We start from the raw sequence: 16,900 nt of genomic DNA on the forward strand, positions 1-16,900 counted from the left end.
CCTATTCAGGAGCAAACGTTATGACGTCGATGATGGATATGAAGGAAGACAATGTTGCCGCAAGAGCGGGTGTGCAACGGAGTAGGGTAGCTGAAACATCGACGGTCAGCGGTGCGCGTGATAAAAGTTGGATCCCACCAGAGGGCTTACATTGGTACCGTGAGCATAGGTTCCTACGTTGGATCATGGCTGGGGCAGACCCGATTGTGGTTCAGGAAGTGCTGGCGAAAATTGCGGCGTCGGATAACCCCCGTAGTTTTGATGCTTTGCTCGACACCGTTGAAGGGTTTCGTCCCGGAAACTGGGTGTTTGAATGGAGCCAGGAAGCCGCACGTTGTCAGGCGCTGGCCAAAGAGGTCGTAGCCAGCGATCATTTTGCTGCCCGTGACCACCTGTTGCGCGCTTCGCTCTATTACACCATTGCTAGTTACCCTCATCTGCGAGGTGATCAGCTAGCCCAAGAAGCCCGTGTCAGATCTAACCATGCGTACCGTGAAGCGGGGCGCTGGTTTCCTTGTCCCTTGCGGGTGCTAGAGGTGCCTTACAAGGGCCAGAAGATTATCGCCAGTCTTCACCTTCCGCATGACGACTTTCCACCGCCAGTGGTGATTGTGTGTGGTGGTGGCGATGTGTTGCAGAACGGTTTTTTTCATCTTTTCGACGATGTCTTACGCCCCGCCGGTTTTGCTATGTTGACGGTGGATATGCCTGGAGTTGGTTACAGTGAACGCTGGCCAATTAACGAGGATATCTCGCGTTTACATCAAGCCGTCCTTGAGTTTTTGCCAGCATGCCCTTGGGTTGATGATAAGAAAGTCGCGATGATCGGTTTGCGAATGGGCGGGAATATTGCTACACGCCTTGCTTATCTTAAGCCTGAATTACTCAAGGCCGTGGTGAATATTGGCGGCCCGCTACACGAGTTATTTGTCAATGGGCGGATGACGTCAATGTTGTCGCCGATGCTCAAGGATCAGATAGCCTCCCGTCTCTACACTGATGTAAAAGAGATGAGCAACTTTGCTGTAAAGGCGCAAACATTCTCTTTGGTGCGTCAGGGGCTTCTATCACGAAAGTGCAGTGTGCCGATGTTAGCTGTGGGTATGGAAGCGGACGAGCAGTTTCCTGAGGGTGATATCAAACTCATGCTTAACGCAAGCCGCGAAAACAAACGCCTAATGGTCGATAGAGCGGATATTATTCACAGCATGGAGCAAGCGTTTACCCAGAGTGTCGCTTGGCTTAAACCTTATTTGACGTAACGCTGACCTGGTTACCGCCCTTGCTTTTCGCTTGTACCAAAGCGTGATTGGCTTGGGCGAGCAGTAGTTCAATGGTGCAATTCCCTTCTGGCAGCATTGGCAGGCAACCTATACTAATCGATAACATTTTATGCTCGGAATCGGCGTGAGGAATGTTTAACTCACTAATTGCTTGCAGTAATTTATCACCAACTACTTTAGCGCCAGCACCATCAGTGTCCGTGAGGATGATGGCAAATGTGGCGCCGCTGAGTCGAGCAACCAGATCTGTGGCTCGATGAAGATTGCCTTCCAATGTTTTAGCCACCTCTTTAAGAGCTGAGTCCCCGAGAGCAACCCCATATCGTTCGTTGAAACTCTTAAACATATCCAGATCGCATAGGCCGAAGCAGAGGTAATTGGAAAGCTGCTTAGCGCGTGACCACTCTTGTTCGAGAAACTCTTCCAACCTTTGCCTATTGGCCAGCCCGGTTAGTGTGTCAGTTTTGCTCAATAACTCGACTTGGTGTGAAAGCTTCAACAGGCGATTATCTTGCTGTTGGATATGGCGCATTAACAAGTTACATTCGCGGGTCAGACCATCGCCTACGGTGATAGTGATTGGGTGGTGGTAGTCACTTTCGATATTTCTTTGTTGTAGTGCTTTTTTTAGTTGTAGTTGAGGCTGGATGAACTGTTTTAGGATGAGCGTGCCAGAGATCACCAAAGCCACGAGCCAGCCTATCAACAGACAGATTTGTGCTTTGGTTAACCCGCTGAAGGGCAGCGTTGTTGGTGCGCTGACCTCCCACAGCATCAAGGGGGTATCACTGCTGTCGGCGATGACCCAACGTAATTTGTCGGACATTCGTACTGGAGAGCGTTCGCTGTAAGGTATCAATGATGCGGCAGCACGCCGCAGAGAGCCAGGGGTGCTGTTGTCATGCAACCAAATAGCATTCAGCGGTAGAGACCAGTGTGTTTGCCAAGTGTTTATTCTGGCGGCTGTCCAAAGCTGTATCGCGACCACTTGTTGTGATAACTCATTTCTTGCTTTTACAACTAGGGCGGCTCCCGATGGTGTATTCAACCAAACAGGATGTTCAGAGCTGCTATCGAAGGGTTGGTTGAGGATCTGACTGAGCAGTAGAGTAAGCCTTTCTGGGGCTATCTGTTGATTGGAAATAGGCTCTTTACCAGCAGTAAGTAAAAGCTGTTGTGTGCTGTCCAGCAGCCATGCTGCATCGAATGTTTTATCATGCCAGCCTTGATTTATTTGGCGTTGAAAGAAATTGTTATCAAGCTGAGCGGCGTTTTGCTTAAGCTGAAAGGAAGTGGCTTTAAGCGCTAACTGGTAGCGCTCTATGGTTGCGCGATCTAAGGTATCTTGTGTCGCTATTTCAGTGGGCTGCAACCAGAAGTAGCGGCTCGCCAATAAGGTTATTAAGCCAACGGCAAATGCTAAGACGAAAATTCCCAACAGCCTTGTGGTGAGCCTGCTCATTCATTGGATCCTATAAAACCATCATGCTAAATATAGCCTGATATTGGTTTTCTTAAACTAAAACCTGTTGTTAGATCCGAGCGTTAGCAATATCACTGACTATTTTGGCCATTTATCCATGGTTATCGGGAAAAGCCGTCTGTTTCTGGCTCTTTTTAAATTGGGCTGCAACTCGCCCGATAACTCAGCAATTTTATGTCGTAGTGCGGATTGGCAGTTGTTAGCCTGAAGTGGTTGCTGATGCTCTGAAGAGCAATATTTTTTCTCGCCAGCGTTCGCCTATTGCATGCCCCCCTTTAGTCGCAGTATCCTGCACAACTTCCTTATTGGTAAAGTAACCTTTACAGCGAGTAGCAGGATTAGATGGGCGAATTAGCATCAAAATACCCAACCATTGTTGTCAAACTGGGCACCAGTGTGCTTACCGGCGGCAGTCAGTTGCTCGATAAAGCGCACATGGTTGAGTTAACGCGCCAAATAGCTGCTTTGCATAAAGCGGGTTGTGAAGTGGTGTTGGTATCGTCTGGCGCAATTGCTGCAGGCCGTGAACACCTCAACTTTCCCACCATAGCCGATAATGTGGCGTCGAAGCAGATGCTGGCCGCGGTTGGACAAAGCCAGTTGATACTTACTTGGGAGTCTTTGTTCAACTTATATGGCCTGCACGTGGGGCAAATGTTGCTAACCCGTGCTGATTTAGAAGATCGTGAGCGCTACCTGAATGCACAGGACACGCTGAAAACGTTATTGAAGCATCGCATTGTTCCGGTAATTAACGAAAATGACGCGGTGGCGACAGCAGAGATAAAAGTAGGCGACAATGATAATTTATCGGCGTTGGCTGCGATCTTGGCGGATGCCGATCTGCTGCTGCTGTTAACTGATCAACCCGGGTTGTTTACTGCCGATCCTAGGAGTAACCCTGACGCTAAGTTAATTCGGGAAGTCGAGACTATCGATGAAACGCTACGGAGTATTGCAGGCGACAGTGTGAGTGGCCTGGGTACGGGGGGCATGGCAACCAAGCTACAGGCGGCTGATGTAGCAAGGCGCGCGGGTATTGATGTCATCATTGCTGCTGGACACCACCCTGATGTCATTACCGGAGCCTGTGGTGGTGAGTCGGTGGGAACCCGTTTTGTGGCACACCCAGCCCCGTTGGATGCTCGGAAGCAGTGGCTATTTGCCGGGCCAAAGCAGAGCGGCTCTATTCATATCGATGCCGGTGCGGTGAAAGCGATATGTAATCAAGGCTCTAGTCTGCTGCCCGCGGGGATCGTTGCTCTTGAAGGGAGCTTTTCCCGCGGTGCCCTGGTCGCTTTGTGCGATGAAAAGGGGTGCGAAGTGGCACGTGGGATCAGCCGTTACGGCATGGAAGAGTTGAAGCAGATCATGGGATGCCATTCAGAACAGATTAGTGAACGTTTACAAATACATTTTGGCCCGGTTGTTGTTCATCGTGACGACCTGGTTTTGATTTAAGCGCAGAGGATGCAGATGAGCGTATTGCAAACCCTTGGTCAACAGGCCAAGCAAGCCAGTTATGAACTGGCAACCGCCTCAACTCGGGCGAAAAACAAAGCGTTGATAGCGATCGCCGATGGTCTGGTGACGCATCAGACCGAGATCTTGACCGCTAATAACAAAGATATTGAAGCGGGGCGTGCTAATGGTTTGACCGAGGCGTTGCTCGACCGTTTGTTGTTAGATGAGTCACGTCTATCCGCAATCGCTGCCGATGTTCGCAGTGTCGCCGAACTCGCTGACCCCGTGGGTGAAGTGATCGAAGGTCGCTTGCTGGAGAATGGCCTGCGGTTAAGCCGCCGCCGCATCCCTGTCGGTGTCATGGGAGTGATCTACGAAGCGCGCCCTAATGTGACTATTGATGTCGCAGCCTTGGCGTTGAAAACCGGCAATGCGGCGATCTTGCGAGGGGGAAAAGAGACTGTTCACTCAAACATGGTATTAACTCGTGTTGTGCAACAGGCATTGGCTGCCGCTGAGTTACCTATGCAGGCGGTGCAGTATATTGAAAACCCCGATCGTGCTTTGGTTGCTGAGCTGCTGCGCTTGGACAATTATGTAGATATGATCATTCCCCGCGGTGGTGCAGGTCTGCATAAGCTCTGTAAAGAGCAGAGCACTATTCCTGTGATCACCGGTGGTATTGGTATCTGCCACCTATTTGCAGATGCATCGGCCGATTTGGAAAAAGTGGTTGATGTCGTTGAGAACGCCAAAGTTCAGCGACCAAGTGTGTGTAATGCCCTCGATACGTTACTGGTACATGAAGCGGCGGCTGCGGAGTTGCTGCCTGCACTTGCCGAGCGTTTGGCTCAGTCAGGCGTTGAGCTTCGTGCTTGCGAACAGAGTTTGCCTTTGTTGGCTGGCAGCAGCGCAAATGTGCATGCTGCAGGAGCTGAAGACTTTGATCAGGAATGGTTGGCGTTAATCTTAGGGATTAAGGTTGTTGCAGATCTAGAAGCGGCGCTGATGCATATTCGTGAGCACAGTAGTGAACATTCTGATGGCATTCTAACCAACGATATGGCGAACGCGACGGCCTTTGTTAATGGCGTGACGTCGGCAGCCGTTTACGTGAATGCTTCAACACGTTTTACTGATGGTAGTCAGTTTGGCTTAGGTGCTGAAGTAGCGGTTAGTACTCAGAAACTGCATGCCAGAGGTCCAATGGGTTTGGTTGAGCTTACCACCTATAAGTGGGTGATCGAGGGCGACTATACTGTTCGCTCGTAACAGGTATCTGTTATCGTGAAAAAGGCAGCGTGAGCTGCCTTTTTTATTGTGCGCTCTATTGGCTTTGCACCATCCCAGCGAGGCGGTGCCAATAGCCATTACATTCATCTGTAGATAAGGGGGAATGAATGGGGGCGGTTAGCTGCTGTTTGAATGCCGAGACCAAAGGCGCAATATCCATCTGTTGCGGACTGATGCGGGCGATGTCAACTTTCCCCACCATGTTTGGTATTTCGTTGAATAGGTTGTAACTGAGTCCTGATTGGGTTTCCAAGCCATTAAGGGTAAACAGACGTTCACCTTCCTGGCTATGGACAGCACGTCCTTGGGGATAGTTCAGGCAGCACTTTTGACATTTATCTTTGGGACGATCTTCAGAGCGTGCAGTAAAGCAGCGTGCAGAATAAGCCAGGGGAAGGTGGCCATGACTCTGGACTTCTACTTCAAACTGCTGCCGGATACCGGCGTCTTCCGCTTGTTCTAGCAAGGTGTATAGCCAGTCTGATGATAGCTCTACTGGCATCACCCAGCGGCTCATGCCCATGGCTAACAATCGCTTCAGGGCACTGAGGTTATAACAATTGATTTGGCTGCCCACCACGAATGGAAGTTTGCGCTCGCTCATCTGTTGTACTGCGGCAATATCATTGGCCTCTACCAATAGCTCACCGTTATCGCAGTAGCGTTGCAGCTCTTTCAGTTCCGACTCTGCGGATATCAGTGCCAGTGTCGATAGTACTATCTGCTTGTTGCTGTTATTGGCCAACTCTTTTGCGAGTGAGAACCATTGTTCGCTGTTTAACTCACGGCGTTTACTGCATACCACCTCACCGAGGTAGATAATATCTGCCTCGCTTGCTATCGCTTGCTGATAGAAGGCTTCTATTTCTGTTTTCGGCCAATAATAACGGACTGGGCCAAGTGAAATCTGCATTGTTCTGTTCCTGTTACTGCCAGGCTTTGTGATAAGGACCCAGGGTGGTTTGATAGCCTTCGGACAACTGGCTAAGTTCGGCCATGCCCTTAGGATCGGGTTGATAGGCTTTGCCAACACGCTTCGCTTGGTCTATTGCCTCGCGCCATACTTGCGTTACCTTTGCCACATAGGCAGGGCTGCGTTGTCGCCCCTCTATTTTTACCGCGGCAATACCTGATTGCAGTAAGTCTGGTAATAGCTCTAAGGTATTGAGACTTGTGGGCTCTTCCAACACATGGTAACGCTGACCATCGACATCAAACCGGCCTTTGCACAGTGTTGGGTAGCCGGCATTTTCATCTTGACCAAAACGGTCGATCAGTACTTTATTCAGCCGTACATCTAGTTGATCGTCTCTTGATTCCCAGCGAACGAACTTAGCGGGAGAGCAGGCGCCTGCGGTATTTGGGCTCTCTCCTGTCATATAAGAGCTTAAATAGCAGCGTCCTTCAGACATGATGCAGAGACTACCAAAAGCGAAAACTTCCAGTTCTACATCCGTGGCCTGAGCCAACTGTTTTACCTGTTTAATAGACAGCACCCGGGGTAATACGACCCGTTGCACACCAAATTGCTGTTGATACATGCGTATCGCATCGGCGCTCGTGGCTGATGCTTGCACTGACAGGTGAAGCTCTGCATCCGGGTATCGATTAGCGGCGTAGTCAAGCACACCGATATCGGCAAGAATAAGGGCGTCAATACCGCTGGCTACGGCCGCATCTACAGCATATTGCCAGCGTTTTTCAGCGCCAGGGTGGGCGAAGGTGTTGATAGCTATCTGGACTCTCTTGCCCCGTTGATGAGCATAGGCGATACCTTGTTCGAGTCGCTTTTCATTAAAGTTCAGACCCGCAAAATGACGCGCGTTGGTGTCATCTTTTAACCCTAAATAGATGGCGTCAGCACCATGGTCAATGGCGGTCTTCAACGCTGGCAAGGTGCCAGCTGGGCACAATAACTCCATGTTTTTGTCTCTATCGAACACAATTGACTGCATTGTAGGGAGCGGCAGCCGTGTTCGGTTTGACCTGAGGCAGCTTTTGCTTGGCTAAAGCTGCTTATACTGCGCAACAGAAAAATCAAATAAGCAGGTTAACTATGTTACCCCTTAAGTTACGCGACTGGATTGTCAGTCATGGACCGGGATTGGTTCGTCGGCCACTCAGTGTTACTCCCTTTGCCGTTTATAGGCCGTTGCTGGCAAAGGTATTAGATCAGCTGCTGGCTGAACCGCTGGCTGAAGGGGAGTTAGATTTCCTTGAGGGACGTTGGTTAAAGATCGACATTTCTGACCTTGGCATGGAATTCTGTCTTAGTGTGTCGAATGAACAGCTTAAATTGTCGTCAAATATTCCTGATAGCGATGTCATTTTTTCGGCGCAACTAAATGATTTAGTGCTGATTTCTGCCCGAAGAGAAGATCCTGATACCCTGTTCTTTCAGCGAAAGCTGAAAATTGAGGGGGACACAGAACTTGGGTTAGAAGTGAAAAATTTATTGGCCCAGTTAGATATGGAATTGTTGCCTGGCTGGTTGCAAAAATCGTCGGAAACCGCGGCAGACTGGGTTGAATCAGCTAATCGCCGCCAGTTGATAGAGAGTGACCCTGCTTAATATGTGGCTAAAAAAAGAGCGATTTCATGACCTGCACCTATTGATTTTTGCGTTTTATTCGTTCCTGCATCGATAGTTTTTGCGCCAGCTAGCAATTATTAAATATGAGCTACCTCACATTAACAGTTCATGGTTAAATAGCTGCCAATTTTGTGGCAATTGTAATTTTTAGCGGCTAAATCAGAGGACGCAGTATGAAGTTCGAAAAGTCTTTATTAGCACTGGCGCTGGCCGGTGTGTTGACAGCATGTGGTGGTAGCAGTGGTGGTGGCTCTGATCCTGACCCCGAGCCTCCAGTACCTGGTGTTGTTGATATTTCGGTTGAGTTGGCAAAACGACCTGTTGATGAGCGCCTAACATGCTATCAAGGAATGGGTGAGGAAACCTGTAATCTACGTATATATCAAGTAATGGTTGAAGCCTTTATTGATGGCGATACTAACTTTGATTACAACACTGCTTATGGTAACAGCCACCATAAAGGTGATATTCAAGGCATTATTAACTCGTTAGATTATATCGAGTCCTTGGGGATGAATGCCATCTGGCTGACCCCTGTGTTTCAATCAAACACCTCCGATGCGCGCTTAAATGGTACTGGTTATTTCGCTGGTGACTACTTCACTGTTGACAACAATTTTGGTACCAAAGAGCAGCTGAAAACATTGGTTGACGAAGCGCATGCTCGCGGCTTGTATGTGTTCTTGGATGGTGTGTTTGGCCACCATAGCGGTGATGTGTCGGCGTCACCTGAAAACCGTATGCCTACCAATGGTGAAGACCAAGGCAGTGGTAAACAAGCTGTATATCCTGATGATTTGGACTTCTATATCGAAGTCGCCACCTATTGGGTTAAAGAGCTCAAGATTGATGGCTGGCGTTTAGATCAAGCCTATCAAGTACCTGCTGAACACTGGGAAGATATCCGCACGGCGGTAGAAGCAGCGTCCGCCACGGTTACTTACACGAATAATGAGGGTGATGAAGTCAACCCGCTTGGTTATATGGTGGGTGAAATCTGGCGTAGTGCTGGTGAAATTGCCAGCCAAGGCTATGGTACTGATGCTAATCCTGCTCTACTTTCTAACTTCGATTTCCCAACTCGCTACGCCACGGTTGAAACATTTGCGGTGAATGAAGGTGGGTCAGGTGATCGCGCTGCGACTCACCTTGATACAGGTATGATGAGCTTGTTGGCCTATCCTGAACATGCACAACCCAATTTGATGATTGGTAACCACGATATCTTGCGCTTTGGTGACCTATTACAGCGTGGTGGCTTGGCTAACCCTGATGAAGCGGAATATTGGGCGCGTCATAAAGCTGCATTTGCTTTTATGGCTGCTTATAGTGGCCCGATCACTTTGTATTACAATGACGAAATAGGCTACGAAGTACCAGGCTTCGCGCAACAGGTAAGTAACACGACATGTGCAGACCAAGGGCTGTGTGATGATCACGTTGCACGCTCTAGTGGGCGAATTGAAGGTGTCTCAACTTTGGTTGGAGATACTCCTGTAGAGCTGACTGCTGAAGAAGCTGATCTGAAGCAATATGTAGCTGACTTAATGACTATACGGGCCGAGAACCCTGCGTTATACAACGGCTCTCGTACGCATATTCACTCCGATGAGTATATCTATATTGATCGTAAAGACGCTGGTGACAATAACGTATTGGTGATGGTTAACACTAAAGGTGTTGAAGCTAATGTTACTATTCTCGGTACTGCGATCGGAAGTGATGGCCAATTGGTCAACTTGATGAGCGATGCCGCAGTTGAGATTGCTGCCGGCGAGTACGCAGTTACTTTACCCGCGTTTGGTACAGCGTTTTTCGATATCGTATCACCGACTGCTGAAGGTCCATCGTTAGGTGATGGTGATAACTTGGTTGGTGAAGGTCCGCTGGCCGACTGTGATGCGCCTGATGCGGGTGAAATTGGTCCGCTGGGTGTTGAGATGTTTATTCGTGGTGATTACGAAGGTGGTAACAACTACGCAGCAACACCTGATAGTCATAAATTCGCTTACAAAGGCGATAACATCTATCAGGTAGTTGTTAACGAACCTCGACCTGCATCATTTGGTTTTAAGTTTGCTGATAGCGACTGGAGTTCTGAATTTGCTGTTGAAAACTCCGGTGCGGTAAATATCGGTACAGAACAGACGATGACTCCTGCTGCGGGGGCTGGTACTCAGTCTAATATCTTTGTGCCAGAAGCTGGTGACTACGTCTACAGCTTCCGCATCAATGCAAGCAATGATGGCGGTGAGTTGATGGTTAGCAAGTGTGAGTAATCACTGTCGCTAAACACTAAAAAGGAGGCTTCGGCCTCCTTTTTTAATGCTTGTTTTAGCGTGTCAGATTGATAGCCTAAGCGCGATGTTTAGCTAGTTTGGTTCTATGCCGTATAGCTTATCGAATTTTGCCCATAGCTGTTCCTCCGTATCCAGGTGTGCGGGATCAGGAATAATGCAGTTTTTAATCGGGCAGACACTGACACAGGTGGGATCATCATAATGCCCCACACATTCGGTACACTTCTCGGGATCTATCTCGTAGATCTCCTCACCCATCGCTATCGCTTCGTTTGGGCACTCCGGCTCACACATGTCGCAATTGGTGCAGGTGTCTAGGATTTTTAATGCCATATCAATAAACTATGTTCGTATAAAAAACGGTTTGGCGATATATGTGAGGCATTGTCTCAGATCTACTTGGGCTAATCTCACTTTTTTGATCTCAAGCTACCGATTGTTAAGTCGAAGAAACTTATCAATGAATAAAATTCATCGTGTTTTTGGCCACATAGGGTAACAAAGCAACCCGCTTGGGGTGGGTTGCTTCAGGCCTGTGTAAACCGAACAGCAACTATAAGATAGGCTGTTGTTCCATCTTTTCTTCTACGTTAACAGTTTCAGTGGCGGCTGCGGCATCATCAACCCAGCCGCCGCCCATTGCTTTGTATATGTTTATCAGCGATGTGTAGTGAGAGACTTGTGCATCCACGGTGATCAACTCAGCATCAAATAGCTCTGTATTGGCGTAGAGTACATCAAGGTAACTCGCAACACCGCTTTCAAACCGCATGGCGGCATACTTTGCATATAGGCGCAGTGCCAACGTTCTTTTCGATTGCGCCTCGTAAGTTCGTTCGTTGCTACTGGTCGATACCAATGCATCATTGACATCGCGGAATGCGTTAATAACCGCTAAACGGTAACTGGCTTCTGCTTGATTTCGTCTGGCTTCTGCTGATTGGATTTGGCCTTCTACCCGTCCGAAAGTAAATATTGGACCGGTGATATTAGCGCCAAGGTTCCATGTCTTTGCCGAACCATCAAGCAAGTCATCCAAGTCGGCACTCGCCAATCCGAGGGCGCCGGTTATCGATATATCGGGGTAGTAGAGGGTTTCTGCTACGCCAACTTCTGCATTTGCGGCGACCAGGTTCTGCTCGGCTTGCATTAGGTCTGGGCGGCGGGTCAGAAGCGTCGACGGTAATGATGAGGGTACTTTGGGTAGCTGCATCTCATCCAGCTCTTTACCCCTGACAATCCCTTCAGGGTTTTTACCTATCAAAGCAGCCAGCAAATTTTCTTGCGCTGCAATTTGAGCTTCAAGTTGCGGTATAGATGCGATGGCTTGTTGATATTGGGAGTCAATTTGCGCCACTTCCATCATCGAAACCGTACCGTACTTATGTCTGAGTTCGAAGATATCTAGGCTTTGCTTGTAGCTCTCGGCTGTTTCATTGGCGATGGTCAATTTGCGATCTAAACCTCGCAGATTGATATAACTGGCAGCTACGCCGGTTATGACAGACATGATCACGCCACGTCGACCTTGCTCAGTTTCATACACTCTCGCGATCGCGGCTTCATTTTGGCGTTGCACGCGGCCAAACAGATCCAACTGCCAGGTAGCCCCCAGTGCAGCTTCGTATTGCGAGTAGTAAGGGTCTGAGCCTGGTGTGAAACCATAGGCTTCTTTGGATATTCGATTGCGTTCGGCACCACCGTTATAGCCTATTTCGGGGAAAAACTGCGAACGGGTTGTGCTGAGTAAGCCCAAGTATTCTTCAACTCGGCTGGCAGCGATCTTTATATCTAAGTTTTCCGCTAAAGCGAGATCGATTAACCGATTTAGTTCGGGATCATTAAATTTTAGCCACCACTTCTGATTGACTAGCTCAGATGCCGAGCTGTAGTCCATTCGCCACGCGTCGGGTAGTACTAAGTCGGGGCGTTGATAATCTGGCCCGAGGGTACAACCTAACAATAAAAACGTAGCTAGCCCGGCACTCAGGTAAAGCTGTTTGAGAGGTCTCATATTAACTCCCCTCCTGTTGACTGGGGGTTAGCTCTTTTGGTGCATCATGCTCTTCCGAGCTCTTCGAGAACTTATGACTCATGGTTTCGATCAGCACGAAGAACAGAGGCACGAAGAAGGATGAAATCAGTGTAGAAGCGAGCATTCCGCCAATCACCCCGGTACCGATAGCGTGCAGGCTATTAGCCCCTGGGCCAGTCGCAATGGCCATAGGTACGCAGCCAAGAATAAACGCCAATGAAGTCATGATGATTGGTCTGAGTCGTGCGCGTGCGCCCTCAACGGCGGCTTCAACTAGATCCATGCCTGAACGGTAATTGTCTAAAGCAAACTCAGTGATCAAGATGGCGTTTTTCGCTGAGAGCCCGACTAATGTCACTAGCCCGACCTGAAAATAGACGTCATTTTCCAGCCCTCTGCCCCATGTCAACAGCAGTGCTCCACAGATGGCAAAGGGAACCGCCAGCATTACCCCAATGGGTAGGGTCCACATCTCATATTGTGCTGCCAAGATGAGGAACACCATGATGAGGCCAAAGGCAAAAGCAATAATGGCGGTGTTGCCTGCTTGTTTTTCCTGGAACGCTTGTCCTGACCACGCGTAATCATAACCCGATGGCAATACTTCAGCGGCAACGCTTTCCATTGCCGCGATTGCTTGACCAGAGCTATACCCTGGGCTTTGCGCACCGGTAATTTTCGCTGAGGGGAAACCGTTAAACCTGGGCAACATGTTGGGGCCTGAAATAAAGCGATGGGTGGCAACCGCTGATAATGGTATCTGGACACCGGTCGTTGATTGCACATAGATATTGGAGAAGTCGCTGGGATCATCTCTATATTTCCCTTCGGCCTGAATAATGACCTGCCAGATCCGCCCAAATTGGGTGAACTGAGAGACATATTGGGAGCCAAAGTAGGTGTTAAGCGTCTGGTAGATATCTTCTATTGGCAGCTTCATCAACTCTGCTCTGGCACGATCGACATCTAGGTAAAGCTGGCGTTCTGTTGCCGAGAATGAAGTGTTCATACCCGCCAGTTCCGGACGTTTTCGTAATGCAGTCAAATACTCTTGAACAACCTTTTCTAACGCTTTTGGCGTACCGCCACTTTTGTCCTGAATATAGAGCTCAAAACCACCGGTAGTGCCTAGGCCCGGAAGGGAAGGTGGGTTGACCAATACGCCTATACCATCATCAATACCCGCTAAATTTTTGCGACTTCGATTGAGGACATCAAAAGAGCTCATGCCAGGCTCTTTGCGCTCCTCGAAATTCTTTAATTGCAAAAATAGTACGCCACTATTTGTACGGTATTGGGAGTCAATAATGCTGTAGCCATTGAGCTGCGCGATCGCTTTGAGAGCGGGATCTTTCATTGTCCGCTCAACAATGTCGTCATTCACTTTTGTGGTTCGTTCAAGACTTGCTGCATCGGGTTGCATACTGACCCCAAACAGATAGCCCTGATCTTCTTCAGGAACGAAGCTCGTGGGTAATATTCTAAACAATGCCACAACGGCGAAAATAACCCCAAAAAATATAGCGATGCCTATGATCCGATGATTGATTAACCACCTGACGCCAAGGATGTAGATATCAGTGAATTTTCCGAAGTATTTTTCGAAGCCGACAAAAAATGCATTTTTCTTTTTGTCTTTATCCGGTGGTCGGAGAATGATGGCGCTGAGCGCTGGTGATAGGGTTAAGGCGACAATCCCGGATATCACCATGGCGATGGCTATGGTGATGGCAAACTGTTTATACAGGGTACCCGTCATGCCGCCCAAAAATGCAATTGGCAGGAACACAGAGGAGAGTACAAGTACAATAGAGACAAGTGCACCGGTAAGTTCTTGCATCGCCTCTTTGGCGGCCTCTTTTGGTCCTAAGCCTTTGGTTTCCATCTTATGTTCGACCGCTTCGACCACAATAATAGCGTCATCCACTACTAAGCCGATAGCCAAGATCATGCCAAACAGGGTCAGCATATTGGTGGAGAAATCCAACCCGTAAATACCTATATAAGCACCAATAATTGCTACAGGCACAGCGATGACAGGCACAATCGTTGCCCGCAAGCTTTGCAGGAACAGGAATACCACTAGTACAACGAGTACAACGGCTTCGAAAAAGGTATGAACGACTTTTTCAATGGATGATTTAGTAAATTCAGTCGTGTCTAAAACAATCTCGTATTTTACGCCTTTGGGGAAAGTTGGCTCCAGCTGCGCGAGAACCTCTTTTACCCGCGCAGATGTCTCGAGGGCATTGGCGCCAGGTTGTTGATAGACAACAAGAGACGACGACGTGATGCCATTGGTTTTCGTGGTCAGTGAATAGCTTTTTGAGCCCAGTTCGCTTTTACCTACATCGCGAATTCGGACTATTGCGGCATTCTCTTCATCGCCCGAGCGGATATTGATGTTGTCAAATTCGCTGGGTTTTACCAGCATCCCCTGACTGGTGATCGGGAAGTTTTGTATTGTTCCTTCCGGAGCGGGGTTGGCTCCCAATTGGCCTATACCAAAAGTTTGGTTTTGGCCGCTGATAGCATCAACAACTTCGGGTACCGTAATACCCATCTGTGCCATCCGGTCGGGTTTGAGCCAGATACGCATAGCCACATCTGGCAGAGGAAATACTGTCGATAAGTTAGCCCCTGGCAAGCGCTTGACGGCATCCCAAACGTAGAGATTCACGTAGTTGTCCAAATCTACTTTGGTGATCTCTTCATTCTCACTGGTAAAGCTGATCACCATCATGAAAGATTGCGAGACTTTTTGCGTGGTAACCCCTTGGGCACTGACGGAAGCGGGCAGCTGCGGCAGGGCTTGGCTCACTCGGTTTTGAGTGTTTACCTGGGCGATATCTGGATCCGTGCCTGGCTCAAATGTGACGATTAGCGACATATCACCAGAGGATGAACTACTTGAGACCATATAGATCATGTCATCGACACCGTTGACCTGTTGTTCAATCGGTGCCGCTACCGTATTGGCCACCACTTCCGCGGTTGCCCCTGGGTAGTTTGTTGATATGGTTACTGTTGGCGGCGCAATATCGGGGAACTGTGCGATCGGCGTGGCTGTCATCGCCATCGCCCCCGCAAGCACAATAACAATTGATATAACCGCTGAAAAAATAGGGCGGTCAATAAAAAAACTTGGTCCCATGGTGACTCCCTATTTACCGGCCGCTGAATCCGCTTTTGGACTACCTGTCTTGCTCTTTGCATCACCCGATTTGGCTTTGGGGATGTAGTGAAGAGCTTTTACCTGCATCCCGGGACGAATAGCTTTAAAACCATCAACGATAAGACTGTCACCTTCGCTGAGGCCGTTCTCTACGATCCAGCCATCACCCACCCATTCACCTGTGGTGATAGGTCTCTCTTCCACTATATTCTTGTCATTGACCAATAAAACGGCTTGTCCCTTAGCGCTTTGCTGTACAGCTTGTTGTGGTACGACGATAGCGTTAGGACGTATGGCACCGAGTAGATTTGCCGAAACGAACATTCCGGGACGTAAATGAAAGTCAGGATTGGGAACGACCGCTCTCACTTCAACGGTACCGGTCTTTGAGTCGTAAATTGGCGAGGCAAAATCTAGGTAACCAGTGTGAGGGAAAATTGAACCATCAGCCATGACGATTTCGAAGCTGAATTTCTTACCGGTTGGGGTGGTGATGAGGCCTTCATCTTGTTGTCTTTGGTAATCTTCCATCTCGTTTTGAGAGATGGCAAAGTTAACCCAGATAGGATCTAGTTGTGCCACGTAGGAGAGGTTTGCTGACTCGCTGACAGAACTTAGATATGCCCCTTCTCTTTGTTCGGCTGCGCCAGTGAGTCCGGTTGCCGGTGCTTTGATGGTGGCATAGCTCAAATCTAAATCTGCGCTAGTGACGTTAGCTTTTGCGGCAAACACGGCAGCTTTTGCGGCTTGCTGTTCGCCAATCGCTGTATCTAAGTCACTCTGGCTCATGGCATCGGCTTCAGCCAGTGGCTGGATCCGTTTCAAATTGGCTTCAGCTGTCCAGAGTCTGGCTTTGGCCGCCTCTAGCTCACCTTTAGCGGCATTCAGCAGGCTAATGAAAGGGCGTTTGTCCATTTCGAACATGACGTCACCCTCTTTTATGAGTGTTCCCTCGTCATAATTTATCTTATCGAGAAAGCCTGATACCCGTGCCACAACAGCGACTTCCCTCGAACTTTCTATCTGTGCTAGGCGGGGGATCTTGAATGGTACGGTCTTGGTGGTGACACTGATAACTTTGACTTCATGGGGAGGTGGGGCTGGTCGTGGAGCGTTATCGCTACAGCCCTGTAGCAAGCTTCCTAAGCCAAATAAAGCAATGAAATAACACCACCGCTGACTGAGACAATTCCAGTTTTTGAGTTTTCTAGCCACGACCTCTTTCCTTGTGCTAATGCCTACACAAATGTTCGTAAATATAAGGTTAGAACAAT

Annotated in this window: 12 protein-coding genes; 5 read left to right on the forward strand and 7 right to left on the reverse strand. The window is 48.8% G+C overall.

Annotated elements, in window-relative coordinates:
- The first annotated feature begins 20 nt into the window (after window positions 1-20).
- Window positions 21-1,262: an alpha/beta fold hydrolase gene (locus EXY25_RS10150; protein ID WP_130566641.1), complete on the forward strand. Its 1,242-nt coding sequence runs from the start codon at window positions 21-23 to the stop codon at window positions 1,260-1,262.
- Here the strand turns inward: EXY25_RS10150 and EXY25_RS10155 are convergent.
- On the reverse strand, window positions 1,243-2,745 hold the full coding sequence (locus EXY25_RS10155; protein WP_130566642.1) for a GGDEF domain-containing protein: 1,503 nt from the start codon (window positions 2,743-2,745) through the stop codon (window positions 1,243-1,245). The genes EXY25_RS10150 and EXY25_RS10155 overlap by 20 nt on opposite strands.
- Window positions 2,746-3,108: 363 nt before the next feature.
- On the opposite strand from EXY25_RS10155, the gene proB reads away from it, so the two are divergent.
- Entirely contained in the window at window positions 3,109-4,227 is a 1,119-nt protein-coding gene (gene proB, locus EXY25_RS10160) for a glutamate 5-kinase (protein WP_114338678.1), read from the forward strand.
- A gap of 9 nt (window positions 4,228-4,236) precedes the next feature.
- Window positions 4,237-5,502 carry a glutamate-5-semialdehyde dehydrogenase gene (locus tag EXY25_RS10165; protein WP_425455764.1) on the forward strand — a complete coding sequence of 422 codons (1,266 nt, stop codon included), beginning with the start codon at window positions 4,237-4,239 and terminating at the stop codon, window positions 5,500-5,502.
- Between the two features lie 55 nt (window positions 5,503-5,557).
- Here EXY25_RS10165 and EXY25_RS10170 read toward each other — a convergent pair whose 3' ends face one another.
- Together EXY25_RS10170 and ubiU are read right to left on the reverse strand one after the other, a co-directional pair.
- On the reverse strand, window positions 5,558-6,436 hold the full coding sequence (locus EXY25_RS10170; protein ID WP_130566644.1) for a U32 family peptidase: 879 nt from the start codon (window positions 6,434-6,436) through the stop codon (window positions 5,558-5,560).
- A 13-nt stretch (window positions 6,437-6,449) separates the two neighbouring features.
- The gene (ubiU, locus tag EXY25_RS10175) at window positions 6,450-7,445 is read right to left on the reverse strand and encodes a ubiquinone anaerobic biosynthesis protein UbiU (RefSeq protein ID WP_130566645.1); all 996 of its coding nucleotides are present in this window, start codon (window positions 7,443-7,445) and stop codon (window positions 6,450-6,452) included.
- A gap of 134 nt (window positions 7,446-7,579) precedes the next feature.
- Between ubiU and ubiT the strand changes: the two genes are divergently transcribed.
- Together ubiT and EXY25_RS10185 are read left to right on the forward strand one after the other, a co-directional pair.
- Complete coding sequence (gene ubiT / locus EXY25_RS10180; protein WP_114338675.1) at window positions 7,580-8,095, forward strand: ubiquinone anaerobic biosynthesis accessory factor UbiT; 516 nt, start codon at window positions 7,580-7,582, stop codon at window positions 8,093-8,095.
- A 194-nt stretch (window positions 8,096-8,289) separates the two neighbouring features.
- A complete protein-coding gene (locus tag EXY25_RS10185) occupies window positions 8,290-10,395 on the forward strand; it encodes an alpha-amylase family glycosyl hydrolase (RefSeq protein WP_130566646.1) in 2,106 nt (701 codons plus the stop codon).
- A 93-nt stretch (window positions 10,396-10,488) separates the two neighbouring features.
- Here the strand turns inward: EXY25_RS10185 and EXY25_RS10190 are convergent, their stop codons facing one another.
- The 4 genes from EXY25_RS10190 to EXY25_RS10205 all read right to left on the reverse strand — a co-directional run bounded on the left by EXY25_RS10190 (window position 10,489) and on the right by EXY25_RS10205 (window position 16,841).
- Complete coding sequence (locus tag EXY25_RS10190; RefSeq protein WP_130566647.1) at window positions 10,489-10,749, reverse strand: YfhL family 4Fe-4S dicluster ferredoxin; 261 nt, start codon at window positions 10,747-10,749, stop codon at window positions 10,489-10,491.
- A 220-nt stretch (window positions 10,750-10,969) separates the two neighbouring features.
- Window positions 10,970-12,430 carry an efflux transporter outer membrane subunit gene (locus EXY25_RS10195; RefSeq protein WP_130566648.1) on the reverse strand — a complete coding sequence of 487 codons (1,461 nt, stop codon included), beginning with the start codon at window positions 12,428-12,430 and terminating at the stop codon, window positions 10,970-10,972.
- A 1-nt stretch (window position 12,431) separates the two neighbouring features.
- Window positions 12,432-15,605: an efflux RND transporter permease subunit gene (locus tag EXY25_RS10200; protein ID WP_130566649.1), complete on the reverse strand. Its 3,174-nt coding sequence runs from the start codon at window positions 15,603-15,605 to the stop codon at window positions 12,432-12,434.
- Between the two features lie 9 nt (window positions 15,606-15,614).
- Window positions 15,615-16,841, reverse strand: coding sequence for an efflux RND transporter periplasmic adaptor subunit (locus EXY25_RS10205; protein ID WP_165419322.1), 1,227 nt, complete (start codon window positions 16,839-16,841; stop codon window positions 15,615-15,617).
- Window positions 16,842-16,900: the final 59 nt, after the last annotated feature.

Source organism: Corallincola spongiicola (assembly GCF_004284785.1).
In the GTDB taxonomy this organism is placed as follows: Bacteria; Pseudomonadota; Gammaproteobacteria; order Enterobacterales; family Neiellaceae; genus Corallincola; species Corallincola holothuriorum.